The following is a 26477-nucleotide window of genomic DNA, read 5'->3' as shown; positions in this document are numbered from 1 at the left end:
TCGAGACCAGAGAACTCGACCACACCGAGGCGTGCCCACGCACAGCCGCCGCAACTGATCTTACGGACGCCTAATGAGCGCCGCAATTCAGGTGTCGACGCCAAAGCGTCTTCTCTAGTCTTGAAGGGTTCCTACACCCCCATCACTGAAATATGAGTGACCACCAGAGACTATCGATGGAGCGCATTCCCCACCAGTTCATGGAAACCGCTACAACTTGAAGGAAACTTCCGACGCCCTTGTCCGGAAATTTCGCGATCATTGATGAGAAGCCCAACAATCAGATTTTGCCTCGCTGATACCGCTGCAAACAACGCAGAAGAATCACCATAAACCGTCGTTGATCGATGACCTCATCGTCAAAATAGTTGGTCATCTTCTTAAAAACGCGATCAAAATCATCGTCTAAATCAATAAAATGCTCGATCGTATTAATTAAAGACTCTCGCTCTTTCTCCCGATAAACAAAAAATTCTGGCTTTATCAAATTATCAAACAGCTCAGAAAGCTCCCCATCATCGTTAACGTTCTTGGACGCTATTATTTCCTCCCGCTCTTCATCGTCCGTGTTCTCAATATCAAAAACAAAAAGCAGACCACGTATGTCGTCAATGCTGTAAGAGCCTTTCATCAATCAAAGTCCGTAAAAGAAGTTTTAGGTCGTCCAACATCATCCAATATGACTACTGCCTTGGTCTGCTCACCATACTCCAGGCTCCCTCGCTTATACCCTTCCCCTATTTTTTTCCCCATTTCAATAGGCCTACGTGAAGTCAGTAGATCGGTTTGTCGGAAAATCAACTGCGCCCTGTGGATGGCATTCAATTGATCCCTATGACTTAAAAAATGAGTCGCGGCAGAAGGAATTTTAGGCTGTCCTTTTTTCCTTCCACTTGTGTAGGTTTCTACTACTCCAGTTGTTGGATTTTTAGCCGACGTCACCCTATCCATCTGCGATTGCAACGTAGTTTGAGCTCCGTGTTTTTCTAAAAAATGGCCGCCGGGAGTCGCGCGTTCAAGCTCGTCTAAACGCCGATAGGCATTCGCTTCCGCCAACTCGTCAATCCTTGCCCTCCGCTGCTCAACCGTTAACTTCGGTAGCGAAGGTTCACCCTCATTAACCTTAGCGCCAGCCACATCATCCGGCGCCCCGCACCCGGACTTGTTCGGCGGCGGGCAATTCCCGCTCAACCCCAACGGATCAACCCACCCCGTCGGATTCAGCGCATACCGATACTGATTCAGCCCACCCGCCAGCTTCACTGGATCCGGCGTCAGATACCGTCCAACCTCCGGATCATAGTACCGATGCCGGTTGTAGTGCAGGCCGCTCTCGGTGTCGAAGTATTGGCCTTGAAACCGCAACGGTTGTTCGAGCCGCTCTCCCCCGCCAAACGTCTGATTGGTAACTTTCCCGTAGGCGTTGTACTTCGCCGACCAGACGATTTCGCCGCTGTAGTCCGTCAGTTCCTGCGGCGTCCCCAGGTGATCTAGCTGGTAGTAAAACGGGCAAGCCTTGCGTGGGCCTTTGCCGTCGAGCAGGGCCAACGGGCGGAAGGTGCCCGGTTCGTAGACGTAGCTGCGGTAGTGCTCGCGGCTGCTTTCGGCGACGAGGTTGTCGCCTTGCCAGAAAAATTCGGTGGTGTGGCCGTCAACGGTTTTAGCGATGCGGCGGCCGAAGGCGTCGTAGCGGTAACTCGCACAACGACCGTCTGGCGTCGTGACGCTGACCAAGCGGTGCTGACAGTCGTAGGCGTACTCAGTGACGAGTTTTTGCCCGGTGCCGCGCCGTTCGCGCAGGAGGTTTCCGAAGACGTCGTAGTCGTAATGCCGATCGCCCTGCATCAACAGACGATTCCCACGCACCTTGGCGGCGCCGGGACGATCCTGCATCAACAGGTTGCCTGCCGGATCGTGGGCGAAGGTTTCCGGTGGGTCGTCGCGGGTGTGGCGTACGCGGGTCAGGCGGTTGAGCGGGTCGTAGTAGTAGCTGCGCTGGCCGTGGCGGCTGTCGGCAAGGGTCGCGAGGTTGCCGTTGACCGCGTAGGTGTAGTGGCGCAAGTACAGCGGCCGGGTTTGCTGATTGATCGCGTGGGCTTGCAGGCGACCCTGTTCGTCGTAATGGTACTGGCTGGTGAGTTGGCCTTGCTGACGCTGCAACTCACGACCGAAGCTGAATTGATGGGCGGTGAGCGGCGTGCCATTGAGGTCGATGGCACTTAGCGCGCCGCCCTTTTCGTGGCGGTAGTCGAGCTTGCTGCCGTCCGGCAGGCGCATGCGACTGAGCTGGCCGCAAGCATCGTAGCCATAACGCAACGTGCCCCAACCCTGGTGTTCGGTGATCAATCGATCTTGTTGGTCGTACTCGAATTCCAGCGGATGGTCGTGACCATCGTCGACGCTAATCAGGCGGCCGAGGCGGTCATAGCCATATTCGACCTTGATGCCATCGGGCAGGGTTTTGACCAGCAGCCGGCCGGCGGCATCGCGCTCGTATTGCGTGACGAGTTGCGAGCCGTCATCACCGAACTCGGTTTTTTCCAGCAGATGGCCGTTGAGGTCGTAGGCATACGCCGTGCGTTGACCATCAAATCCGCTTTCCTGTCGGATCAAGCCATTCGGCGTGTAGTCCAGCTGATATTTTTCACCGGATTCGTTTTCGATTTCCGTGAGCAACAGCTGGGCGTTGTCGTAGCGGTACTTGAGCTGAGTGCCGTCGGGGTTGATTCGGCGACTGACCAGGTGCAGGTCATCGACGTACTCGTAGCGAGTGACGTGACCCAGCTCGTCGCGCTCGGCGGTGATTTTTCCGTAGGCGTTGTAGCTGAAGGCGCGGGTGGCGCCGGTAGGCAGCGTCGTCTGGATCAGTCGGCCAACGGCGTCCCACGCGTAGTGAGTGAGCGAACCGTGCTCATCCTGACGCGTAATCCGCCGCCCCAGCGCATCGTAGGAAAACCGCCGCTGGCCACCGTCCGGCAACGTCTCTTCGAGCAACTGCCCCAAGGCATTCCAGACAAAGGCATGCCGGCTGTTATCCGGATAACGGATCGACAGCAACCGACCTTTTTCATCGTGGTGATAGTGGGTGACATGGCCGTCAGGATCGGTTGCCTCGGTGACATCGCCCTGAGCATTGCGCTGGTATTTCCACACCGCTTTACCGCGATACCGCGCGTGCAGGAAACCGTTGCGGTATTCATAGGACGTTGGTTCGTCCGCCGGCGGAATCAGCGCGACCAGGCGTCCTACTTCGTCGTATTGGTATTCGGTGATGGCGCCGTGCGGATCCTGTTCGGCAATCAACCGACCTTTGTCGTCGTACGCGTTAAGTTGTTCACCGCCGTCGAGACCGACCTTGCGCACCAAACGCGCGCGGTCGTCGTGCTGGTAAACCTCTTCGCTGCCATCGATGTTATGGACGGTGACACTGCCCTCGTCATCCCAGACGTACCGCGCTTCCATCAGTGCAAACGACGCCCAGTGCCGGACGCATCGCGCCGCCTTGCCGGACCTTTCCCACTCCCAGAAGAAACTTGCACCACCAGCCAGTTGCCGCTGGAGAATGACGTGCTGATCGTCGTAGTCGTAGCGCTCGCTTTCATCGGCGGCATTGGTGGCGGCGATCAATCGGGCGCGGTCGTCGTAGCAATAACTGACCAGTGTCTGCTCGGTGACCCAAGCCTCGTCCACCGTATCCGCAGAGACGAAACGCTGGTAATCGACAGCCACTAAGTGGCGGCGGTCATAACGTAAAAGCAAGGCGCGGCCGGCGCCGTTATCGAGGCGCTGGATGCGATCTTGACGATCGCGGGTGATGAGGAGCCGGTTGTCGTAACCGTCACTGATCGCGGTCAACCGACCGTTGATGAAGTGATAAAAACGCGTCTCGTCGCCGGCCTGGGCAAGGATCAGTTCTTCAGGCTCATCACCCAGAAAAATCGCGGCGCGCGAGAGGCTGTTGTGGATCGCCGGTCGCTCGTTTGAGGGCAACGGGAAAACCGTGCGACGGTTTTCGTGGTCGATCCAGATGATGGAATCGCCACCGATTTCCAGTCGATGCGCGAGGCTGTGACTCCAGCCATAACCGAGCCCGCCATCGATCTCGACAGCACTGGTGCGATAGAGCCGGGTGAAGTCGAACGGCAGGATGCCGTCCAGCGAACCGTCGGTGAGGGTCAGCAGTTCTTCACCGGTAACCATCGATACCGGGCATTTATTGGTGGCGGTTTTATCGGCGGAATCGGCGCTGTCGCCGTTGGGGTTTTTTGCTTGGTTTGGAACGTCGTCGCGGTGTTCGTTTTGTTTGAGGGTGGTGTTTTTACGGCCACTCCAGCGTAAACGCATTCCACCATTTTTCAGGCCAGCTGCGGCACCACGCGCAGCCACTTTCTTGTAGTCGCCTACATGGCCCATGAAGTTGTCGATGATCCTGACCATCGACTTCACGAACGCCATCGCGGCTTGATAAATCTGCGCGCCGTACTTGGCCAGACGCACGCCCAGCCAGGCAATGCCTACCCCGACCACACTGAGTACCAGGCCGATCAAAAGATCAATGACTAACCCGACGACCACTTTGGAAATGGCCTCGGCCGACGACCCGGCCAACTGCGTTGGCGGCAACATCTCCAACCACAATGTTGCGGTGCGCATCAGCAAACACAGGGCGGCCTCGTCACTGGCCAGCAACATGGCTTTTGCCATCATGTCTGGCGCGCTTTCGGCGAGCCTGGCAAGTTCTCCCGCGCTCTCACCCAGCTTTTCGACAAAGGCATTGGGGTCTTTCAGAATGTCGGTGAGTTCACCAATGCCATCCCAGACGCCCTGAATCGCTGCCCAACTTCCCGCGAGCATTCCGTTGCCCGCCGCGGCCAGCGAAGCGGATGCTGATTGTTGCGACCATTGCGGCTTGAAGCCTTGCCACTCATTGCGCAGCCATGTTTCCAGCTGTTGGGTCAGGCCATCGTAAGACTTGAAAAGATCATCGACTTGCTTGGGGGTTACTTCGCTTTGGACGTGAACACGGTAGAACTTTCCTGCAGTGCCCTTGAACGATCCCTTGCCGTACTCATCAAGAGTGATCGTCGTCCGCTCGCCGCCATCAACAGCAATGACATCAACCTGAATGTTCCCCAGCGGGATGTCATGAACCGACTCGAACTTGCTCTCAATTTCCAGATTTCCGTTTAGCGAGCACTGCGCAACACTGGAGAAAAAATCGTCATCGCTTTTACTCACTGATGTGGTGGTATTGCCCACCTTGACCAGCCGATCCATGTCCATCAGCGACGGCATATCCAGCGCCCGGCTGACCTTATCCGCAGTGCGACTCAAGAACCCTCGGAGTTGCACGCGGTACACACTCAACGTGTCCTTGAAGCCATCGAGTTCCTGCTCGATCCGTACGATCTGATCCATCAGTCCAGCTCCGTTATCAGGTAATCCACCAACGCTGATTTCGGTGCTGGGGGCAGGTCTGGCGCCTCAAGGAAAATCGCAATCTTGTGGCGCAAAATGCCTTCGGAAAACGCCTCGAAAAGATCAGGGCGGTCTTCGCTCAACCACTTGAGCAAGTTGTTTATCCGCGTGGTATTTGATTGCTCCGCAAGTTGCTTCAGCAGCGTTGGGGAGACTTCCCACCAGGGGAAAATCCTGGGGGTGTTGTGCGCGGCGCCTCCGATGTCGAATGGATTGCCATTGATCAGACTGCGCCTCACAACCGGGAATAGTTGAGCGACGTCGACCTCTGCGGACTGAAGAATCGGCAGTAAATGGCCCCCGTCCCAAAAGCGAAAAAACACGGCGTTTCCATTGGGCAAAAGCACCTGCGTAAGGCTGCGCAAATGCTCGACGAACGAGTCTTGAGTCGAGGAAGAAACAGCCAGCCATCCCCAGTCAGTGGATTCTGTCCGGGCCACCCAATCCAGAAACTCACTGTCAGCGGCGACAATTCCGACATAGGGCATGACCGGTTCCCACTCGGCATAAGGGGTGTCCGCCCAGATCGGACACGGGCAGGAGCCCCGCCAGGCTTTGAACGGTTCTGCGGAACTGGCATTGCTGAAAATCGCGAACAACTGCTCGGAAGAATCCAGCGGTTGTCGCTCCAGCCATTCGCGAGGTGAGAGGCGTTCAGGCTGCACAGACACCGTCCTTGCAGCGCTCGCATTCTTCGCAGAATGGAGCGTCGCTTTTCAGGCTAAGAATCTGTGCCGCGCTGAGTGCGAAAAGTGTTCGTGGTGACGCTGCAACGCCCATGGCCTGCATGGGTGCACCACCGAGCTGAATCGGTACGCTGCTGAAGATCCCGGCAGGGCCGATGTTGATCCAGTGCCCGCCCGCCTGAATAGTCGCGCTTGCTCCGCCGTCGATGACAATTTGCTGGCCAGCGCTGGCGTGAAACTCCCCACTGGCCTTGAGGGTCTGGCTATTGACGCGAACGTGTCGGTCACCGCGAACATGCAGGTTGTCGTTTGCTGCGATGACCGTGCTGCGTTGGTGATCGACCTGCACGTGCACGTCGTTCAGCACGTGCTGAGTCCAGTTTCGCTGCGCCCGCAGGTAAATTTCCTCGGCACCTTTGCGATCCTCAATGCGCAATTCGCTGTAACCGCCGCCACCCGGACTACTCTGGCTGCGGAAAATACTGCGGGTATGGTCGGCGGGCAGGTTCAGAGGAATCGACTTAGCGCCATTGGGCAGGCAGCCCATGACCAGCGGCTTGTCCACATCGGCATCGACGAAACCCACCAGCACTTCCATGCCGACCCGCGGGATCAGACCGACGCCATAGTCGTCATGCGCCCAGCCCGTGGCGACACGCAACCAGCAACTGGAATGCTCGTTGCGTTTGCCATCACGATCCCAGGCGAGCTGAACCTTGACGCGACCGTACGCGTCGCAATGGATTTCGCTGTCGGTCGGGCCGGTGACTACAGCCGATTGATAACCGGGAGCACGGGGTTTTCCGATGTGCGGCGGGCGAAACGAAACGTCCCACGGTGTTGCCAGAAAGGTATTGCGATAACCCTGGAAATCATCCGACTCATCACTGCTGGCCAGTTCCTCCAGCACTTGCGGCTGGCGGCCATGGTGTTTGATACCGGTGATCAGCCACAGATCATTCCACGCCTGACGGGGATGCTCGGTGAGGCGTAGGAAATGACCGCTGACCAGAGCAGTCTCATCGCCCCAGCCTTCTGCCTGGCGATAATCCGCGTTATGGCGTTCCAGGGCCCGCCGAGCGAGATCCTTGCCGTGTTCGCGATCCGTGAACTGACCAGGGAATTGGTAATCCTCAAGCGCCGGCACTTGCTCGTTGTCGATTCGGCTTTCCAGTTGCAGCCCGGGCTTGCGGAAGTCGTAATCGCGAAGCGCGACCGCGGTGGTGCGAGCTTCCAGTCGTACATTGAAGCTATTGATTGCGGGGGTTTCGGCCGCCATTCCGGAGTCAGGCAAGAAAGTTGCCTGTTTTTCGATCAGAGGAAAAACCGACTGGTCATCACCAAACACCAGCCGATGCCCTTCGGGGCTGTGCTGAAAATGGTAGTGAATGCCGAGTTCGGCGCAGAGCCGCTGGATGAACGCCAGATCGCTTTCCGCGTATTGCACGCAGTACTCGCGATCGGAGTAATTGCTACCGAGCTGAAACTCGAACGCATCACGCTGGATGCCATGTTCCTCGAGGATTTGCGCAATGATCACCGGCACGCTTTTGTGCTGGAAGATTCGCTGGTTGATCCGCTGGTCGAGGTAGGTCAGGCGCGGGACCAGGGTGAGCTGGTAATGCGTAAGGCGGTGGCCGGTTTCACCCTGGCCCACCCGACATATCTGACCGTGAACACCGGAACCTTGCCCATCGAAACTCAGAAATGCCTGACGATTCAGAAGGCTTTCAAGTTCGATGTCCGGTCGTTCGCTGACCAGTTCCAGGTCAAAACGGTACGGCTGGCTGATAGCCTCCCTGCCAGAAAACTCAAGCACTTTGAGCTCATTCTGATCGCCGTCGACGGTCAGCGTAAAACGCGGTTGATTGGCAAGAGCGAACATCCGATGTGTCTCTGCAGAACGAAGGCGGGCGATTCTGCATGAGCGACAAGGGCTGTTGAGGGAGGGACAGGAAACTCAGATTTGTCGTGTTTTTTTAAAGAATCGTCCTTCAAGAATCGGGACACCCGGCTACAGACATTCCCGTCAGACACACCACCGTCCTACTGTGGGAGCGAGCCTGCTCGCGATAGCGGCCGATCATTCGATACTGATGGCGACTGACACGACGCCATCGCGAGCAGGCTCGCTCCTACAGAGGGTTTTTCTAACGCCCAATAAAAACGGCCCGCCTCCAAAGGAAGCGGGCCGTTTTCATGTTCGGCGAAAGCTCTGAGCCTCAGCTCATCCCCATCACTTGTTCAGGCGGAAATCAGCCTCGGCAGCCGCGAAGCGCTGCAGCATGCCCTGTGTCGGCGCGCCCAGTTTGCTGACGATGTAGATCGCCAGGCTGGCGAAGATGAAACCAGGGATGATTTCGTACAGGCCCAGCAGCTCGAAGTGTTTCCACACGATCACGGTGATCGCGCCGACCAGGATCCCGGCCAGTGCGCCGTTGCGGGTCATGTCTTTCCAGATCACGGAGATCAGCACCACAGGACCGAACGCTGCACCGAAACCGGCCCAGGCGTAGCTGACCAGACCGAGTACACGGTTTTCCGGGTTGGCGGCCATCGCGATGGCGATCAGGGCGACCAGCAGCACCATGGCGCGGCCGACCCAGACCAGCTCCACCTGGGACGCCGATTTACGCAGGAAGGTTTTGTAGAAGTCTTCGGTCAGGGCGCTCGAGCACACCAGCAACTGGCAGCTCAAAGTACTCATCACCGCCGCCAGAATGGCCGACAGCAAGATACCGGCGATCCACGGGTTGAACAGGATTTTGGCCAGCTCGATGAACACGCGCTCGTGGTTTTCGCTGACGGGCATTGCTACCGCTGGGTTGGCCGAGAAGTAGGCAATACCGAAAAAGCCTACAGCCACGGTGCCGCCCAGGCACAGGATCATCCAGGTCATGGAGATGCGACGGGCATTGGCGATCGACTTGACCGAATCCGCCGCCATGAAACGCGCGAGGATATGCGGCTGGCCGAAGTAACCCAGGCCCCAGCCCATCAGCGAGATGATGCCGATGAAGGTGGTGTTTTTCAGCATGTCGAAGTTGGCAGGATCCTGCGCTTCGATGGCCAGGAACGCGGTGTCGACGCCGCCGGTGGCCAGCAGCACGATGATCGGGGTGAGGATCAGGGCGAAGATCATCAGCGTGGCTTGTACGGTGTCCGTCCAGCTGACGGCCAGGAAACCACCGACGAAGGTGTAGGCAATTGTCGCCGCAGCACCGGCCCACAGCGCGGTCTCGTAGGACATGCCGAAGGTGCTTTCGAACAGACGGGCACCGGCAACGATGCCGGAGGCGCAGTAGATGGTGAAGAACACCAGGATCACGACCGCAGAGATGATCCGCAGCAGGCCGCTTTTGTCTTCGAAACGGCTGGAGAAGTAATCCGGCAGGGTCAGGGCATCACCGTTGTGCTCGGTCTGCACGCGCAGACGGCCGGCGACAAACAGCCAGTTCAGGTAAGCACCAACGATCAGGCCGATGGCGATCCAGCTTTCGGACAGGCCGGACATGTAGATGGCGCCTGGCAGGCCCATCAACAACCAGCCGCTCATGTCGGAGGCGCCGGCGGACAGTGCCGTGACAACGCTGCCCAGGCTGCGACCGCCCAGAATGTAGTCGGAAAGGTTGTTGGTGGAGCGATAGGCCATGAAGCCGATCAGCACCATTGCTGCGATGTAGATCACGAACGTGATCAGGGTTGGATTGCTTACGCTCATTAAGTGATGCCCTGGCTTTGTTTTTATGTAGCGGCAGAGTGTGAAAACGCCGATAAACGACAACGTTTGATCAGACGATTTTCGGTTCCACGCATTTAGGACTGATGTTTCCCCAGGAAAGCCATCAGCCGGCGCACCTGTCTTTTTCGACGGGTTGCACCTTGGGCGCGAATCCTATTCAACAATTCAAATAAGGTGCAACCCATTTCTTGAGAATTAGTTGCACCTAATCGGATTTAGCTGAAAAGCGCCCGTTTTTGCTCCCTTTTAGCGCAGTCATGACGCTTTACTAGAAGCAAAAGCACCAAGCAGGAGCGGTACGTTCGTACCGGAAATTAATTCCTGACGAGCTGCTTATTATTCCGACAAAAAAAGGGTTGCACCCGGTTGCACCTCGATCAGCGCACAGCTAATCTTGCCGCCAGCTGATGCCACGCAGTCGTGGCAAACATGAGGATAAAAACATGGCTACCACCACCCTTGGGGTCAAACTTGACGACCCGACCCGCGAGCGCCTGAAGGCTGCCGCAACTTCGATTGATCGCACGCCGCACTGGCTGATCAAGCAGGCAATTTTCAATTACCTGGAAAAACTCGAGGGTGGTGCAACCCTGACCGAACTCAACGGCCTGACCGCCAAGGAAGCCGACGACAGTGGCGAGGTCCACGTCGACCACGCTCACCAGTGCTTCCTTGAGTTCGCCGAAAGCATCCTGCCGCAATCGGTGCTCCGCGCCGCGATCACCGCCGCTTACCGTCGCCCAGAGCCGGAAGTGGTGCCAATGCTGATCGAACAGGCGCGCCTGCCGGTCGCCATGGCCGAAGCCACCAACAAGCTCGCTGCCTCGATTGCCGAGAAACTGCGCAATCAGAAAAGCGTCGGCGGTCGTGCCGGTATTGTTCAGGGCCTGCTGCAGGAGTTTTCCCTGTCATCCCAGGAAGGCGTGGCGCTGATGTGCCTGGCCGAGGCGCTGCTGCGCATCCCGGACAAAGGCACTCGCGACGCACTGATCCGCGACAAGATCAGCACCGGCAACTGGCAGCCGCACCTGGGCAACAGCCCGTCGCTGTTCGTCAATGCCGCCACCTGGGGCCTGCTGCTAACCGGCAAACTGGTCGCCACCCACAATGAAGCAGGCCTGACTTCGTCCCTGAGCCGCATCATCGGCAAGAGCGGCGAGCCGATGATCCGCAAGGGCGTCGACATGGCCATGCGCCTGATGGGCGAGCAATTCGTCACCGGCGAAACCATCGCCGAAGCCCTGGCCAATGCGAGCAAGTTCGAAGCCAAGGGCTTCCGCTATTCCTACGACATGCTGGGTGAAGCCGCGCTGACCGAGCACGATGCGCAGAAGTACCTCGCGTCGTACGAACAAGCCATTCACTCGATCGGCAAAGCGTCCCACGGCCGTGGGATTTATGAAGGCCCGGGCATTTCCATCAAGCTGTCGGCCCTGCACCCGCGTTACAGCCGTGCACAGTACGAGCGCGTGATGGATGAGTTGTACCCGCGCCTGCTGTCGCTGACCTTGCTGGCCAAGCAATACGACATCGGCCTGAACATCGACGCCGAAGAAGCCGACCGCCTCGAGCTGTCGCTGGATCTGCTCGAACGCCTGTGCTTCGAACCGCAACTGACTGGCTGGAACGGCATCGGTTTCGTGATCCAGGCCTATCAGAAACGTTGCCCGTACGTGATCGACTACGTGATCGACCTGGCTCGCCGCAGCCGTCATCGCCTGATGATCCGCCTGGTAAAAGGCGCGTACTGGGACAGCGAAATCAAGCGCGCCCAGGTCGAAGGCCTGGAAGGCTACCCGGTCTACACCCGCAAGGTGTACACCGATGTTTCCTACATCGCCTGCGCCCGCAAATTGCTGTCGGTGCCGGAAGTCATCTACCCGCAATTCGCCACACACAACGCCCACACCCTGTCGGCCATTTACCACATCGCCGGTCAGAACTATTACCCGGGTCAGTACGAGTTCCAGTGCCTGCACGGCATGGGCGAACCGCTGTACGAACAGGTTGTAGGCAAAGTTTCCGAAGGCAAGCTGAACCGTCCGTGCCGCGTGTACGCACCGGTCGGCACTCACGAAACGCTGCTGGCGTACCTGGTACGTCGTCTGCTGGAAAACGGCGCGAACACCTCGTTCGTCAACCGCATCGCCGACCAGTCCATTTCGATTCAGGAACTGGTGGCCGATCCAGTGGCCAGCATCGAGCAGATGGCAACGCTGGAAGGCGGCTTCGGCCTGCCACACCCGCGCATCCCGCTGCCGCGCGACCTTTATGGTACCGAGCGCGCCAACTCCAGCGGCATCGACATGGCCAACGAACATCGCCTGGCTTCGCTGTCCTGCGCATTGCTGGCCACCGCGCACAACCACTGGAAAGCCGCGCCGATGCTCGGTTGCGCTTCCAGCACGGAAACCCCGGCGCCGGTGCTGAACCCGTCCGATTTGCGTGATGTGGTCGGCCATGTCCAGGAAGCGAACGTCGAAGACGTCGACAACGCGATCCAGTGCGCGCTGAAAGCCGCACCGATCTGGCAGGCGACTCCGCCGGCCGAGCGCGCGGCGATTCTGGAACGTGCCGCCGATTTGATGGAAGGCGAGATCCAGCCGCTGATGGGCCTGCTGGCTCGCGAAGCCGGCAAGACTTTCGCCAACGCCATCGCCGAAGTGCGTGAAGCCGTGGACTTCCTGCGTTATTACGCGGTGCAGGCGCGCAACGATTTCACCAACGACGCCCACCGCCCGTTGGGTCCGGTGGTGTGCATCAGCCCGTGGAACTTCCCGCTAGCGATCTTCAGTGGCCAGGTGGCTGCCGCATTGGCCGCCGGTAACCCGGTACTGGCCAAGCCTGCTGAGCAAACTCCGCTGGTGGCCGCTCAAGCCGTGCGCTTGCTGCTCGAAGCCGGGATTCCGGAAGGCGTGCTGCAACTGCTGCCGGGCCGTGGCGAAACCGTCGGTGCCGGTCTGGTCGGCGACGATCGGGTCAAAGGCGTGATGTTCACCGGCTCCACCGAAGTCGCGCGCTTGCTGCAACGCAACGTCGCCGGTCGCCTGGATGCCCAGGGCCGCCCGATTCCGCTGATCGCCGAAACCGGTGGTCAGAACGCGATGATCGTCGACTCCTCGGCATTGACCGAGCAGGTGGTGATCGACGTGGTGTCGTCGGCCTTCGACAGCGCCGGCCAACGCTGCTCGGCACTGCGCGTGCTGTGCCTGCAGGAAGATTCCGCTGACCGTGTCATCGAAATGCTCAAGGGCGCGATGGCTGAATGCCGTCTCGGCAACCCGGAGCGACTGTCCGTGGACATCGGCCCGGTGATCGACGCCGAAGCCAAGGCTGGCATCGAGAAGCACATCCAGGCCATGCGTGACAAAGGTCGCAGCGTGTATCAGGTGGCGATCGCCGATGCCGAAGAAGTCAAACGCGGCACCTTCGTGATGCCGACGCTGATCGAGCTGGAAAGCTTCGATGAGCTGCAACGCGAGATCTTCGGCCCGGTGCTGCACGTGGTTCGCTACAAGCGCAAAGACATCGACCAGCTGATCGGTCAGATCAACGCTTCCGGTTATGGCCTGACGCTGGGTGTGCACACGCGCATCGACGAAACCATCGCCAAGGTGATCGACAACGTCAACGCCGGTAACGTCTACGTGAACCGCAACATCGTGGGCGCCGTGGTTGGCGTGCAACCGTTCGGTGGCGAAGGCCTGTCGGGCACCGGTCCGAAAGCCGGTGGTCCGCTGTACCTGTACCGCCTGCTGTCGACACGTCCTACGGACGCCATCGAACAATCCTTCGCTCGCGGTGATGCTGCCGTCGCGCCGGACGTTCGTCTGCGCGACGCCATGAGCAAACCGCTGACCGCCCTGCAAGCCTGGGCCGACAGCCACAAGTTCGCTGACCTGAGCGCCCTGTGCGTGCAGTTCGCCGCGCAATCGCAAAGCGGGATCACCCGTGTACTCGCCGGCCCGACCGGCGAGCGCAACAGCTATGCGATCCTGCCGCGCGAACACGTGCTGTGCCTGGCGGAAGTCGAAGGCGATCTGTTGACGCAACTGGCGGCGGTATTGGCGGTGGGCGGTTCGGCCGTGTGGCCGGAAGCTGACCTGACCAAGGCCTTGTTCGCACGCTTGCCGAAGGAAGTTCAGGCGCGCATCAAGCTGGTGTCCGACTGGAACAAGGACGAAGTGGTGTTTGATGCGGTTCTGCATCATGGCCATTCCGACCAGCTGCGTGCGGTGTGCCAGCAAGTGGCCAAGCGTGCCGGTGCGATTGTCGGCGTTCATGGTTTGTCCCAGGGCGAGACCAACGTGGCGCTGGAGCGCCTGGTGATCGAGCGGGCATTGAGCGTCAACACCGCTGCGGCGGGTGGTAATGCGAGCTTGATGACGATCGGTTAAACCGCCTCAAACCAGGCGACCGCAATGGTCGCCTGGAATGCAAAACCCTTGTGGGAGCGAGCCTGCTCGCGATAGCGGTGCGTCATCCGGCATCTGTGTTGGATGACACACCGCTATCGCGAGCAGGCTCGCTCCCACATTTGATTAGCGGTGCCCGGACTCCACCATCACGCTCATCAATCATCCTGTTCAGCCTCTATTCCCACGCCTAGACTCGGCCCATTCCAAAAAAAGGTAGGCCGCCATGTCCGAGACGTTGCTCAGTTCCCGCAATCTGGCTTTCGAGCTGTATGAAGTCCTCGACGCCGAAGGCCTGACCCAGCGTGAGCGTTTCGCCGAGCACAATCGCGAGACGTTCGATGCCGCCCTCGGCACCGCCCGCAGCATTGCCGAGAAATTCTTCGCCCCGCACAACCGCAAGGGCGACGAGAACGAGCCGCGCTACGAGGACGGCCAGGCGATTCTGATTCCTGAAGTGAAACCGGCGGTGGATGCCTTTCTCGAAGCCGGCTTCCTCAACGCCGCGCGCAGTTTCGACGCCGGCGGCATGCAACTGCCTACATTGCTGTCCCAGGCTTGTTTCGCGCATTTCCAGTCGGCCAACGCGGCGTCGACCTCGTACCCGTTCCTGACCATGGGCGCAGCGAACCTGATCGAAAGCTTCGGCACCGAAGAGCAGAAGCAGCGTTTCCTGCAACCGATGATCGACGGCCGCTTCTTCGGCACCATGGCCCTGACCGAGCCGCATGCCGGTTCGTCGCTGTCGGATATTCGTACACGCGCCGAACCTGCGTCTGACGGCACCTATCGACTCAAGGGCAACAAGATCTTCATCTCCGGCGGCGATCACCCGCTGTCGGAAAACATCGTGCACATGGTGCTGGCCAAATTGCCGGATGCGCCGGCCGGGGTGAAGGGCATTTCTCTGTTTATCGTGCCCAAGTTCCTGGTCAACGATGACGGCAGCCTGGGCCAGCGCAATGACGTGTTGCTCGCCGGGCTGTTCCACAAGATGGGCTGGCGCGGCACCACGTCCACGGCACTGAACTTCGGCGACAACGGCGAGTGTGTCGGCTATCTGGTGGGCAAGCCGCATCATGGCTTGAGCTATATGTTCCAGATGATGAACGAGGCGCGGATCGGCGTCGGCATGGGCGCGGTGATGCTCGGGTACGCCGGCTATCTGTACTCGCTGGAATACGCCCGCGAGCGCCCGCAAGGTCGCGTGCCGGACAGCAAGGACCCGAACACCGCACCCGTGGCGATCATCCAGCACGCCGACGTCAAGCGCATGCTGCTGACGCAAAAGGCCTACGTCGAAGGTTCGTTCGACCTTGGCCTGTACGCGGCGCGACTGTTCGATGACACCACCACGCTGGAAACCGAAGCCGAGCGCCATCGCGCCCACGAGCTGCTGGATTTGCTGACGCCGATCGTCAAATCCTGGCCGTCTGAGTTTTGCCTGAAGGCCAACGAACTGGCGATCCAGATTCTTGGCGGCCATGGTTACACCCGGGAATACCCGGTCGAGCAGTATTACCGCGACAACCGCCTGAACCCGATCCACGAAGGCACCCACGGCATTCAGTCGCTGGATTTGCTCGGACGCAAACTGGCGCAGAACGGCGGCGCGGGGCTCAAGCAGTTGATCCGCCTGATTGCCAACACGGCCGAGCGCGCGCAGGCCCATGAATCACTGACGGCATTGCGCGAACCGTTGGAAAAACTGGTGGCCCGCCTGCAAACGGTGACCATCGGCTTGTTGACGGATTTGGGCCAAGGCAAGGTCAACAGCAGCCTGGCGAACTCGGCGCTGTACCTGAAAGTGTTCGGGCACACGGTGATTGGCTGGCGCTGGCTGGAACAGGCGATTCGCGCCGAGGAAGGCCTGGCCAAAGGCAATGCGGCGGATGTGAGCTTCTATAAAGGCAAGCTGCAGGCGGCGCGGTATTTCCTGACGTGGGAAGTCCCGGGTTGCCACCATGAGCTGGCGATTCTTGAGGCGCGGGATGATGTGTGTTTGAACATGCAGGATGAGTGGTTCTGATCAGATTTTTGCAGCGCCGCTGAAAACCAATCGCGAGCAGGCTCGCTCCCACAGTGGTTCGCGTTTAACCAGACAACGCGTTCAAATGTGGGAGCGAGCCTGCTCGCGATGGCGTCCGAACAGGCGCCCTATTAACTCAGTTTGAAACTCCCCATCTGCCGCGCCAGATCATCCGCCAACCGCTGCAACGTCTGGCAATCCTCCCGACACGCCCGGACCTCCCCCGCCGTCGCCCGGGCCAGATCGGAAATCCCCTGCACATTGCGGTTGATCTCTTCCGTCACCGCCGACTGCTCTTCCGTCGCCGTCGCGACCTGATGGTTCATGTCGCTGATCCGCTCGACCTGCCCGGTAATCGCCGTCAACGAGGCCCCGGTGCGCTGGCTCGACTCGACGCCCGTACCCGTCGCCGCTTGCCCGCTGTGCATTGACGACACCGCGTTCTCCGCGCCGTGCTTGAGGCTGCCGATCATCTGCTGAATCTCATCGGTGGACGACTGGGTGCGCCGCGCCAGCGTCCGCACTTCATCCGCCACCACTGCAAACCCGCGCCCCATGTCGCCGGCCCGCGCCGCTTCAATCGCCGCGTTCAACGCCAACAGGTTGGTCTGCTCGGAAATTCCGCGAATCACCGCCAGCACCTGATCAATCGACGCCACCTGATCAGCCAGTTCGCCCACCGCACTGGCGGCCAGGCCGATTTCATCGGACATGCTTTCGATATGCCGGATCGACCCGCCGACCACTTCCCGCGCCTGCATCGCCTCATCACGGGCATTTTGCGAAGCGACCGCCGCGTTGCCGGCGTTCTGGGCGATTTCCTGCACGGTCAGGCCCATTTCGTGAACAGCGGTGGCGACCATGTCGGTCATTTCCTGCTGCCGACCGGACCGTTCCGCCGTGTTGTCCACGACCTTCGCCACCTGGCTGACGGCGGTGCGTAAGCGCTCACTGGTGGTCAGCACTTCGCCGATCATGCCGCGCTGGCTCTCCAGAAACCGATTGAAGCCGCGCGCAAGGTCACCCAGCTCATCGGCGCGGCTGGAATCTAACCGGTGGGTCAAATCTCCACCACCGCTACCGATGGCTACCAGCGCCGCTGTTACCTGACGAATCGGCCGCACCAGACCACGGGCCAGCAACACCACCAGCAACAGGCACACCAGCGCCACCGCCAGGCCGATGCCGCTGCTCATCCACAGGGCGCGACGGGCTTCGGCGTAGATCTGCGCCTGTGGCACTTCGGCCACCAGGGTCCAGCCCAGATCCCGCAGTGGCAGACTCAACGCCAGATAATCTTCGCCATCGCGCGCGAAGCCGCTGCTTGTGGCAACTTTTTGACCCATGACCGCCTGAGCTGCCGACGGGCCAATTTGCTCGGCCAGTGTGCGCTTACCGCTGAACTGCGCTTCAGGATGCACCTGGATCAAACCGTCGGAACGCACGAGATAGACCTTGCCGTGCTCACCGAAGTTGAAGTTGTGGATCAGCTCCGACAGCTCTTTCATGCTCAGCCCTAGCCCGGCAACGCCCACGACTTTGCCGGCCTGCTCAACCTTGAGGTCGATGAACAGCGCCAATTCTCCGGTCGCGGTGTCATTGTCGATATTGAGGGTGCGCGGCTGGTCGCTGTCGAGGAACGAGTAGAACCAGGCGTCCTTGGGATTGGCACGGCTGAGGGTCCGGTCCAGGCCTTTTTCGGTGAAGTAATGGTTTGAAGCCGTGCCGACGATCAGTGCCGTAAAGGCTTTGTGTTCGGCGCGGATGCCTTCCAGATACTCGACGAACGTGGCGGTCTGGGCACTGTTTTCACCCGTTGCCAGCCAGTCACGCACCATGCTGTTGCTGGCGATGTCCTTGGCGGCGGTGAGGGGCTGAACGAGGATGCGCTCGATGTCGTTGCGCATCGCTTCGATGCTCGACGGCAGCGCTTGCTCCACCAGATAACGCTGGGCGAGACGGTTGACCACGAGGGTATAAATGCCAACCACGATCAGGATGCTGACCAGCAGGGCGGTGCCCATACTCAGGATCAACTGCCATTGAATACTGCGTCGCCAGAACTGCATGGAGCACCCCCAAAGAATAAGAGGCTGAAACACTGCAACAGCCGTGCCGATTGTATACAACGCAAACGACAATTTATTCTTTGGTTGTGCGCAAAGCCGATCAGGCCTGATTGATCGTCTTGGAGATCACTTCAACCGTGGCGCTGACTTGCTCTTGGTAACGGTCGAGTTCGAGCTTGTGCTGCTTTTTCATGTCGATCTGCTGGGAACACAGATTCATCGCGGCCAGTACCAGCAGGCGGTCACCGATCAGCGTCGGGTACTTCCTTTTGGTGTCGGCCAGTGCAGCTTTCAACATCGTGACGGCGTCCAGCAGGGTTTGCTCTTCCCCGGCCGGCGCCTTGATCGAATAGTCCTCCCCCAGGATCGAGATGACTTTTACCCCTGCGGCGCCGACACTCATGCGCTGACCGGACCGGCGCTGACGCGTTCAACCAGGGCCTGGATGCGTGCCGCGGTGGCGCCTTGTTTCTCTTCCTGTTCCATCAGGCTCAGTTGCAGGCTTTCGTTTTCATCCTTGGCCTGGGCCAGTTCTGCGCTCAGGGTCTGGTTGGTGCCGAGCAGGCTCTGGTTCTGTTGCACCAGGTCGCTGACCAGCTGTTCCAATTGGCTTAGGGATGCTTCCAACATTTTGATTTTCCAGGCATTTTCAAGGGGCGCGTACGATAAAGAAAAGTCACCACGGATGCCAGGGGTATTGGGGCGCAAGGCCTTGATTTTCCTGGCGGTCGACCTTCCTCGTGAACGTTAAAGACTGTGATTGGCGGATCTGGTTCCTGCACTTCGTCGCCAACCCCGACCTGTAGGAGCGAGCTTGCTCGCGATGGTCGTCAACGATGACGCGCCCTTTCTGATTAAACGCGGTGTATTCGAGCCCATCGCGAGCAAGCTCGCTCCTACAAAGGGCGGCATGCATGCGGCAAATGAGCGCGGCCGCTCAAGACTTGCGCCACCTGACCGATAAGTCACCCATACGTCAGTCTCAGCGCCGCACGGATGCGCTCATTTCGGTAAACACCATGTCCCTTCGTAATATGAATATCGCTCCCCGAGCGTTCCTCGGCTTCGCCCTGATTGGCGGCTTGATGCTGGTTCTGGGGGTGTTTGCCTTGAACCAGATGAGCAAGATCCGTGGTGCCGGTGAAGACATCGCGTCCATGAGCGTACCGAGCATCAAGAGCCTCGATGAGTTCACGCAACTGACCCTGCGCCTGCGGGTGCTGTCCTACCGTTTGCTGGTGAACCGCGAACCCGACGTCCAGCAGAAAACCATGGACCTGTTCGATCAACGTAATCAGCAGATCCGCGAGGCCCAGAAAGTCTACGAGCCGTTGATCGATGGCCAGGAAGAACGTGCGGCTTATGACAAGTACGTGCAGTTGCTGGCGCAGTACCGCCAGCTCGAAGAACGGATGAAGACGTTCTCGCGCAACAATCAGGTCGACGACCTGCGCAAGATGCTCAACTCCGAGCTGCTCGCCAACTCCGAAGAGGTCAACGCGGCCCTGGCGAAACTGCTTGAGATCAACACCCGGCAGATCGAAAAAACCGACAACACCGCCGGCGAGCAGTACTCAACCTCCTTCAATCTGGTGATCGCCCTGCTGGTCATCGCCACCGGCCTGACCCTTCTGTTTGCCTGGTTGCTGACCAACAGCATCACCAAACCGATCGCCAACGCGCTGAACGCGGCGGAAGGCATTGCCGAAGGCAACCTGACGCGCCCGATCACCGTGGATGGCGAGGACGAAGCCGGTCGCCTGCTGGCGGCGATGGCGAAGATGCAGGACAAGCTGCGCGATACCCTGCAACGGATTTCCGGTTCGGCGACCCAACTGGCGTCCGCCGCTGAAGAACTCAACAGCGTCACCGACGAAAGCGCCCGTGGCCTGACCCAGCAGAACAACGAAATCGAGCAGGCCGCCACGGCGGTCAACGAAATGACCAGCGCCGTGGAAGAAGTCGCGCGCAATGCGGTCAGCACCTCGGAAGCGTCGAAGAACGCCACCACTTCGGCCGGTGACGGTCGTGACCTGGTGCAGGAAACCGTCAGCGCCATCGAACGCATGAGCACCGACGTGCAGAGCACCGCGACGCTGATCGGCGACCTGGCCAACGAGTCCCGCGACATCGGCAAGGTGCTGGATGTGATCCGTGGCCTGGCGGACCAGACCAACCTGCTGGCCTTGAACGCCGCGATCGAAGCCGCGCGTGCCGGTGAAGCCGGGCGCGGTTTTGCCGTGGTGGCGGACGAAGTGCGGGCACTGGCGCATCGCACTCAGCAATCGACCAGCGAAATCGAGCGCATGATCGGCAGCATCCAGTCCGGCACCGAACACGCCGTGGACTCGATGCGCAACAGCACCGAGCGCGCGGAATCGACCCTGAACATCGCCCGCGGCGCCGGCCTGTCGCTGGACACGATCAACAGCGCCATCGTCGAAATCAACGAGCGCAACCTGGTGATCGCCAGCGCGGCGGAAGAGCAGGCGCAAGTGGCCCGTGAAGTGGACCGTAACCTGGTGAACATCCGCGACCTGTCGGTGCAATCGGCGACCGGCGCTAGTCAGACAAGTGCGGCGAGCAATGAGCTGTCACGGTTGGCGGTGGACCTGAACACGATGGTCAGCCGGTTCAGCCTCTGACCCGCTAACACCACAATTCCCCTGTAGGAGCCGGCTTGCCGGCGATGAGGCCCTCAAATTTTGCGATGATCTTGAGGCCGCCATCGCCGGCAAGCCGGCTCCTACAGGGGATTGCGTAACGGCGAATTCCTTGCCGGGCTTTTGATCTGCAAAAGCTTTTTGACAGCATCACATTTCAACAGGTTAGAATCGCTGGCACGCAGACTGCATGGTCAGTTTGTGCCCGCCTTTCAGCTTTCTGGAGTACTGCCTTTGAATGCGACGACCATCAACAGCCTGTTCTTGATCGGCGCGTTGCTGGTAGGTGCGAGCATTCTGGTGAGCTCACTTTCGTCCCGCCTCGGCATCCCGATTCTGGTGATCATCCTGGCCGTGGGCATGGCGGCCGGCGTCGATGGCGGCGGCATTATTTTCGATAACTACCCAACGGCGTACCTGGTCGGCAACCTCGCGTTGGCGGTGATCCTGCTCGACGGCGGCTTACGCACACGGGTCTCGAGTTTCCGCGTGGCGTTATGGCCGGCGCTGTCGCTGGCCACGGTCGGCGTGCTGATCACCACCGGGCTGACCGGCATGGCCGCCGCGTGGCTGTTCGACCTGAACCTGATCCAGGGCCTGCTGATCGGCGCCATCGTCGGCTCCACGGATGCCGCGGCGGTGTTCTCGCTGCTCGGCGGCAAAGGCCTGAACGAACGGGTCACCGCCAGCCTCGAAATCGAATCCGGCAGCAACGACCCGATGGCGGTGTTTCTCACCGTCACCCTGATCGACATGCTCGCCAGCGGCCAGACCGGCCTGCACTGGAGCCTGCTGACCCACCTGCTTCGCGAGTTCGGCATCGGCGGTGTGATCGGGCTCGGTGGCGGCTGGCTGATGCTGCAACTGGTCAACCGGATCAACCTGGCCACCGGCCTCTATCCGATCCTGGTGATCGCCGGCGGGCTGGTGGTGTTCGCCTTGACCAACGCCCTGCACGGCAGCGGCTTCCTCGCCGTTTACCTGTGCGGCCTGGTGATCGGCAACCGCCCGGTGCGCAGCCGCCACGGCATCCTGCACATGCTCGATGGCATGGCATGGCTGGCGCAGATCGGCATGTTCCTGGTGCTGGGCCTGCTGGTGACGCCACACGACTTGCTGCCCATCGCCTTGCCCGCGCTGGGCCTGGCGCTGTGGATGATCCTGTTCGCGCGGCCGCTGTCGGTGCTGGTCGGCCTGCTGCCCTTCAAGGCCTTCCACGGGCGCGAGAAAGCCTTCATTTCCTGGGTTGGCCTGCGCGGTGCGGTCCCGATTATTCTGGCGGTGTTCCCGCTGATGGCCGGCCTGCCCAACGCCCAGCTCTACTTCAACCTCGCGTTCTTTATCGTGCTGGTGTCGCTGCTGGTGCAGGGGACGAGCCTGCCGTGGATCGCCAAACTGCTCAAGGTAACGGTGCCGCCGGAACCTGCGCCGATCTCGCGTTCCGCCCTGGAAGTGCACGTCACCAGTGAATGGGAGCTGTTCGTTTATCGCCTCGGTGCCGAAAAATGGTGCATCGGTTCGCACCTGCGTGAACTGAAAATGCCCGAAGGCACGCGGATCGCGGCGCTGTTTCGCGGCGAACAACTGCTCCATCCGTCGGGTAGTACGGTGCTCGAAGTCGATGATTTGCTGTGCGTAATCGGCCACGAACACAACCTGCCGGCCCTCGGAAAACTGTTCAGCCAGGCGCCGCAACGCGGTCTGGATTTGCGCTTCTTCGGCGACTTCGTACTCGAAGGAGATGCCCAGCTGGCCGCGGTTGCGGCCCTGTACGGGTTGAAGGTCGAAGGCATCGATCCGGACATGTCCCTGGGTCGCTTCATTGCACAGAAAGTGGGCGGTGCACCCGTCGTGGGTGACCAGGTGGAATGGAACAACACCATCTGGACCGTCGCGGTCATGGACGGGAACAAGATCGGCAAAGTGGGCGTCAGATTCCCCGAAGGAAGTCGCCCGGGTCCGGGACTCTTCCTCTAAACTCCATTCTTCGTCTCGCTTTCGATCGGTCTCTATGTCAACCCTGCGCACCTTTTTCATCATGGCCCTGCTGGGCTTGAGCCTTTCTGTCGGAACCCTGCAAGCGGCCGAGCCGCCGTCCAGCGAAGCCGTGCAGGCGAGCCTGGACAAGATCGCCGACCGCAAACTGCCGGAAGCCGATCAGAAAGCCCTGCAGACCGTGCTGCAAAACACGCTGACCCAACTCAACAACAAGCGTGACTACGAGCAGAAACTGGTCGACCTCAAGCAGCAGCTCGCCACCGCGCCGAAGATGAACATCGAGAACCAGCGCGAACTGGCTCGGCTCAAGGCCAGCAGCGTAACGCCGGTGGCGCAGCGCTACACCAAAGAGTCCATCCAGCAGCTGGAGCAGATGCTCACCGAGCGCTCGACCCAGCAAAGCGATCTGCAAAAAGCCCTCGCCGACGCGAACAGCCTGGTCATTACCGCGCAAACCCGCCCCGAACGCGCCCAGGCCGAGATCTCCAGCAGCCAGACGCGCATTCAGCAGATCAACAACATCCTCAAGGCCGGTAAAGAAAACGGCAAAACCTTGAGTGGCGAACAGCGTGACCTGCTCAACGCCGAGCTGGCGGCCCTGAATGCGCTGATCCCGCTGCGCCGCCAGGAACTGGCCGGCAACAGCCAGTTGCAGGACCTGGGCAACAGCCAGCATGACTTGCTGACAGAGAAGTCCGATCGCCTGGACCGGGAAATCCAGGAACTGCAAACCCTGATCAATCAGAAGCGCCTGGCCCAGTCCCAGGAGACGGTGACGCAGCAGTCGATCGAGGCGCAGAAGTCCGGCGGCAGCGCCCTGCTGGCCACCGAAAGCGCGGCCAACCTGAAGCTGTCGGACTACCTACTCAAGAGCACCGACCGTCTCAACGAAGTCACCCAGCAGAACCTGCAAACCAAGCAGCAACTGGACAACGTGACCCAGAGCGACTCGGCCCTGGACGAGCAGATCAACGTGCTCAAGGGCAGCCTGCTGCTGTCGAAAATTCTCTACAAACAGAAACAGGGCCTGCCGCGCCTCAAGCTCGACCGCGACCTGGCCGACCAGATCGCCGACATTCGCCTGTATCAGTTCGAAGTCAGTCAGCAACGGGAATTGCTCAGCAACCCGGCGACCTATGTCGATAACCTGCTGTCGACCCAGCCGCCGGAGCAAGTCACCCCGCAACTGCGCAAGAGCCTGCTGGAACTGGCCACGACCCGCGCCGACCTGCTGGAGCGGCTGAACCGCGAACTCAGCGCGGTGCTCAACGAGTCGATCACGCTGCAACTCAATCAGAAGCAGTTGCTCAGCACCGCGCAAAGCCTGCGGGCGACGCTCGATGAGCAGATGTTCTGGATTCCGAGCAACAAGCCGCTGGATCCGGAATGGATGCGCGGCGTGCCGGAGCGCCTGCAGCGCCAGGTCGCGACCCTGCCGCTGGCCTCGAGCGTGAGCGAGCTGATTGACGGCCTGACGCAACGACCGCTGCTGTTCCTGCCGCTGGTGCTGCTGATCGGCGCCCTGCTGTGGCGACGCAAAAGCCTGTATGCCCGATTGAACAAGGTTCACCAGGACATCGGCCACTTCAAGCGTGACAGCCAGTTGCACACGCCGCAGGCGATCCTGATCAATATTCTGCTGGCCTTGCCGGTCGCGCTGGGCCTGGCGCTGTGCGGCCTGGCCTTGCAGATCGACGCTCGCGGGCAGAACGCCAACATGGGCTCGGCACTGCTGCAAATGGGTCAGGCCTGGCTGGTGTTCTACACCGCCTACCGGATCCTCGCGCCGGGTGGCGTGGCCGAACTGCATTTCCGTTGGGAAAAACCTCAGGTCGAATTCCTCCAGGGCTGGGTCCGTCGACTTGGCCTGGTGGTGATGGCCCTGGTGGCGGTGGTGGCCGTCGCTGAACTGCAACCGGCGGCGCTGGCCGATGACGTGCTCGGCATGCCGGTGGTACTGACCTGCTACGCGCTGATGGCCTGGCTGCTCAGCCGTCTGCTGATCAGCAGCCCGACCCATGAAAACGCCTCACTGTTCCGCAAAGCCGTCGGGATCATGTTTACCGCCCTGCCGATCGCGCTGTTCGTCGCCGTGTGCTTTGGCTATTACTACACCGCGCTGAAACTCAGCGACCGGTTGATCAACACGCTTTACCTGCTGATGTTCTGGCTGGTGATCGAAGCCACCTTCGTCCGCGGCCTCAGCGTGGCGGCACGGCGCCTGGCCTACCAACGCGCACTGGCCAAGCGGCAGGCCGCCAAAGAGGCCGGCGATGGCGAAGCGGTGATCGAAGAGCCGACGCTGGATATCGAGAAGGTCAACGAACAGTCCCTGCGCCTGATTCGCCTGACCCTGCTCGGCGGGTTCATGGCCGCGCTGTACTGGGTCTGGTCGGACCTGATCTCGGTGTTCTCGTACCTCGACAACATCACTCTCTACGAATACACCAGCGGCACCGGCGCCAACATGAGCATGGTGCCGATCAGCATCGGCGACATGCTGGGTGCGCTGATCATCATCGGCATCACCTTCGCCCTGGCGCGAAACCTGCCGGGCTTGCTGGAAGTGCTGGTGCTGTCGAAGCTGAACCTGGCCCAGGGCAGCGCGTATGCCACAACCACGTTGCTGTCCTACGTGATCGCCGGCATCGGTTTCGTCTCGACCCTGTCGACCCTTGGCGTGAGCTGGGACAAGTTGCAATGGCTGGTGGCCGCACTCTCGGTCGGCCTCGGTTTCGGCATGCAGGAGATTTTCGCGAACTTCATCTCCGGCATCATGATCCTGTTCGAACGCCCGGTGCGGATCGGCGACACCATCACCATCGGCAACCTGTCGGGCACGGTGAGCAAGATCCGCATCCGCGCCACGACCATCACCGACTTCGACCGAAAGGACATCATCGTCCCGAACAAGACGTTCATCACCGGGCAACTGATCAACTGGTCCCTGACCGACACCATCACCCGGGTGACCCTCAAACTCGGCGTCGATTACGGTTCGGACCTGGACCTGGTCAAGGAACTGCTGCTGAAGGCGGCCCGCGATAACCCGCGGGTACTGAAGGATCCGGAACCCCACGTGTACTTCCTGAACTTCGGCGAAAGCACCCTCGACCACGAGTTGCGCATGCACGTGCGCGACCTCGGTGACCGAAACCCGGTGCTCGACGAGGTCAACCGCTTCATCAACCGCGAATTCAAGAAGCAGCACATCAACATCTCGTTCCGGCAGATGGAGGTTTATCTCAAGAACCTGCATGGCCAGGAATACAAAATGGTCCCGATCGAGCCGGAAACCAAAACCATCGTGCCGATGGCCGATGGCAAACCGCTGCAAGAGCCGCCGCCCGCCAAGCTCGACTAACCGCCCTATCCCTAGCAGAATGCTCGGACATTC

13 protein-coding genes and 2 pseudogenes are annotated in these 26477 nt (G+C 60.1%); 6 read left to right on the top strand and 9 right to left on the bottom strand.

Features of this window, described 5'->3' with window-relative positions:
- Positions 1-280: 280 nt before the first annotated feature.
- The 5 genes from ACF6ZU_RS15000 to putP all read right to left on the bottom strand — a co-directional run bounded on the left by ACF6ZU_RS15000 (position 281) and on the right by putP (position 9885).
- Positions 281-631, bottom strand: coding sequence for a hypothetical protein (locus tag ACF6ZU_RS15000; protein ID WP_392893645.1), 351 nt, complete (start codon positions 629-631; stop codon positions 281-283).
- On the bottom strand, positions 631-5418 hold the full coding sequence (locus ACF6ZU_RS14995) for an RHS repeat-associated core domain-containing protein (protein ID WP_392893643.1): 4788 nt from the start codon (positions 5416-5418) through the stop codon (positions 631-633). Before ACF6ZU_RS14995 ends, ACF6ZU_RS15000 begins: the two co-directional genes overlap by 1 nt.
- On the bottom strand, positions 5418-6143 hold the full coding sequence (locus ACF6ZU_RS14990) for a DUF4123 domain-containing protein (RefSeq protein WP_392893641.1): 726 nt from the start codon (positions 6141-6143) through the stop codon (positions 5418-5420). The genes ACF6ZU_RS14995 and ACF6ZU_RS14990 overlap by 1 nt, the downstream gene beginning before the upstream one ends.
- Positions 6133-8049 carry a type VI secretion system tip protein VgrG gene (locus ACF6ZU_RS14985; protein WP_392893639.1) on the bottom strand — a complete coding sequence of 639 codons (1917 nt, stop codon included), beginning with the start codon at positions 8047-8049 and terminating at the stop codon, positions 6133-6135. The genes ACF6ZU_RS14990 and ACF6ZU_RS14985 overlap by 11 nt, the downstream gene beginning before the upstream one ends.
- A 351-nt stretch (positions 8050-8400) precedes the next feature.
- Positions 8401-9885 carry a sodium/proline symporter PutP gene (gene putP, locus ACF6ZU_RS14980; RefSeq protein ID WP_392893637.1) on the bottom strand — a complete coding sequence of 495 codons (1485 nt, stop codon included), beginning with the start codon at positions 9883-9885 and terminating at the stop codon, positions 8401-8403.
- Positions 9886-10349: 464 nt separating this feature from the next.
- On the opposite strand from putP, the gene putA reads away from it, so the two are divergent.
- Positions 10350-14303 carry a trifunctional transcriptional regulator/proline dehydrogenase/L-glutamate gamma-semialdehyde dehydrogenase gene (gene putA, locus ACF6ZU_RS14975; RefSeq protein ID WP_392893636.1) on the top strand — a complete coding sequence of 1318 codons (3954 nt, stop codon included), beginning with the start codon at positions 10350-10352 and terminating at the stop codon, positions 14301-14303.
- Positions 14304-14547: 244 nt separating this feature from the next.
- Entirely contained in the window at positions 14548-16350 is a 1803-nt protein-coding gene (locus ACF6ZU_RS14970; RefSeq protein ID WP_392893635.1) for an acyl-CoA dehydrogenase, read from the top strand.
- Positions 16351-16481: 131 nt separating this feature from the next.
- On the opposite strand, the gene ACF6ZU_RS14965 is transcribed toward ACF6ZU_RS14970, so the two are convergent.
- From ACF6ZU_RS14965 to ACF6ZU_RS14950, 4 genes and pseudogenes are all read right to left on the bottom strand, one after another.
- Positions 16482-17189 (bottom strand): methyl-accepting chemotaxis protein, encoded by a 708-nt coding sequence (locus ACF6ZU_RS14965; RefSeq protein ID WP_392893831.1) that lies wholly within the window; start codon positions 17187-17189, stop codon positions 16482-16484.
- Between the two features lie 207 nt (positions 17190-17396).
- Positions 17397-18257, bottom strand: a pseudogene (locus ACF6ZU_RS14960) (cache domain-containing protein); the annotation flags it as partial.
- Between the two features lie 262 nt (positions 18258-18519).
- On the bottom strand, positions 18520-18822 hold the full coding sequence (locus ACF6ZU_RS14955; protein WP_392893633.1) for a cell division protein ZapA: 303 nt from the start codon (positions 18820-18822) through the stop codon (positions 18520-18522).
- On the bottom strand, positions 18819-19049 hold the full coding sequence (locus tag ACF6ZU_RS14950) for a hypothetical protein (protein ID WP_054053207.1): 231 nt from the start codon (positions 19047-19049) through the stop codon (positions 18819-18821). Before ACF6ZU_RS14950 ends, ACF6ZU_RS14955 begins: the two co-directional genes overlap by 4 nt.
- A 284-nt stretch (positions 19050-19333) precedes the next feature.
- On the opposite strand from ACF6ZU_RS14950, the pseudogene ACF6ZU_RS14945 reads away from it, so the two are divergent.
- The 4 genes and pseudogenes from ACF6ZU_RS14945 to mscK all read left to right on the top strand — a co-directional run.
- Positions 19334-20209 (top strand): annotated as a pseudogene (locus ACF6ZU_RS14945) (MCP four helix bundle domain-containing protein); the annotation flags it as partial.
- Positions 20192-21064 carry a methyl-accepting chemotaxis protein gene (locus ACF6ZU_RS14940; RefSeq protein WP_392893829.1) on the top strand — a complete coding sequence of 291 codons (873 nt, stop codon included), beginning with the start codon at positions 20192-20194 and terminating at the stop codon, positions 21062-21064. The pseudogene ACF6ZU_RS14945 and the gene ACF6ZU_RS14940, both read left to right, overlap by 18 nt.
- Positions 21065-21316: 252 nt before the next feature.
- Positions 21317-23059 carry a potassium/proton antiporter gene (locus ACF6ZU_RS14935; RefSeq protein WP_392893631.1) on the top strand — a complete coding sequence of 581 codons (1743 nt, stop codon included), beginning with the start codon at positions 21317-21319 and terminating at the stop codon, positions 23057-23059.
- A gap of 34 nt (positions 23060-23093) precedes the next feature.
- Positions 23094-26444, top strand: a complete 3351-nt coding sequence (gene mscK, locus ACF6ZU_RS14930) for a mechanosensitive channel MscK (RefSeq protein WP_392893629.1) — start codon at positions 23094-23096, stop codon at positions 26442-26444.
- Positions 26445-26477: the final 33 nt, after the last annotated feature.

This window comes from Pseudomonas migulae (assembly GCF_043225285.1).
Lineage (GTDB): Bacteria > Pseudomonadota > Gammaproteobacteria > Pseudomonadales > Pseudomonadaceae > Aquipseudomonas > Aquipseudomonas migulae_C.
This window is presented reverse-complemented; position numbering and strand designations above follow the sequence as displayed.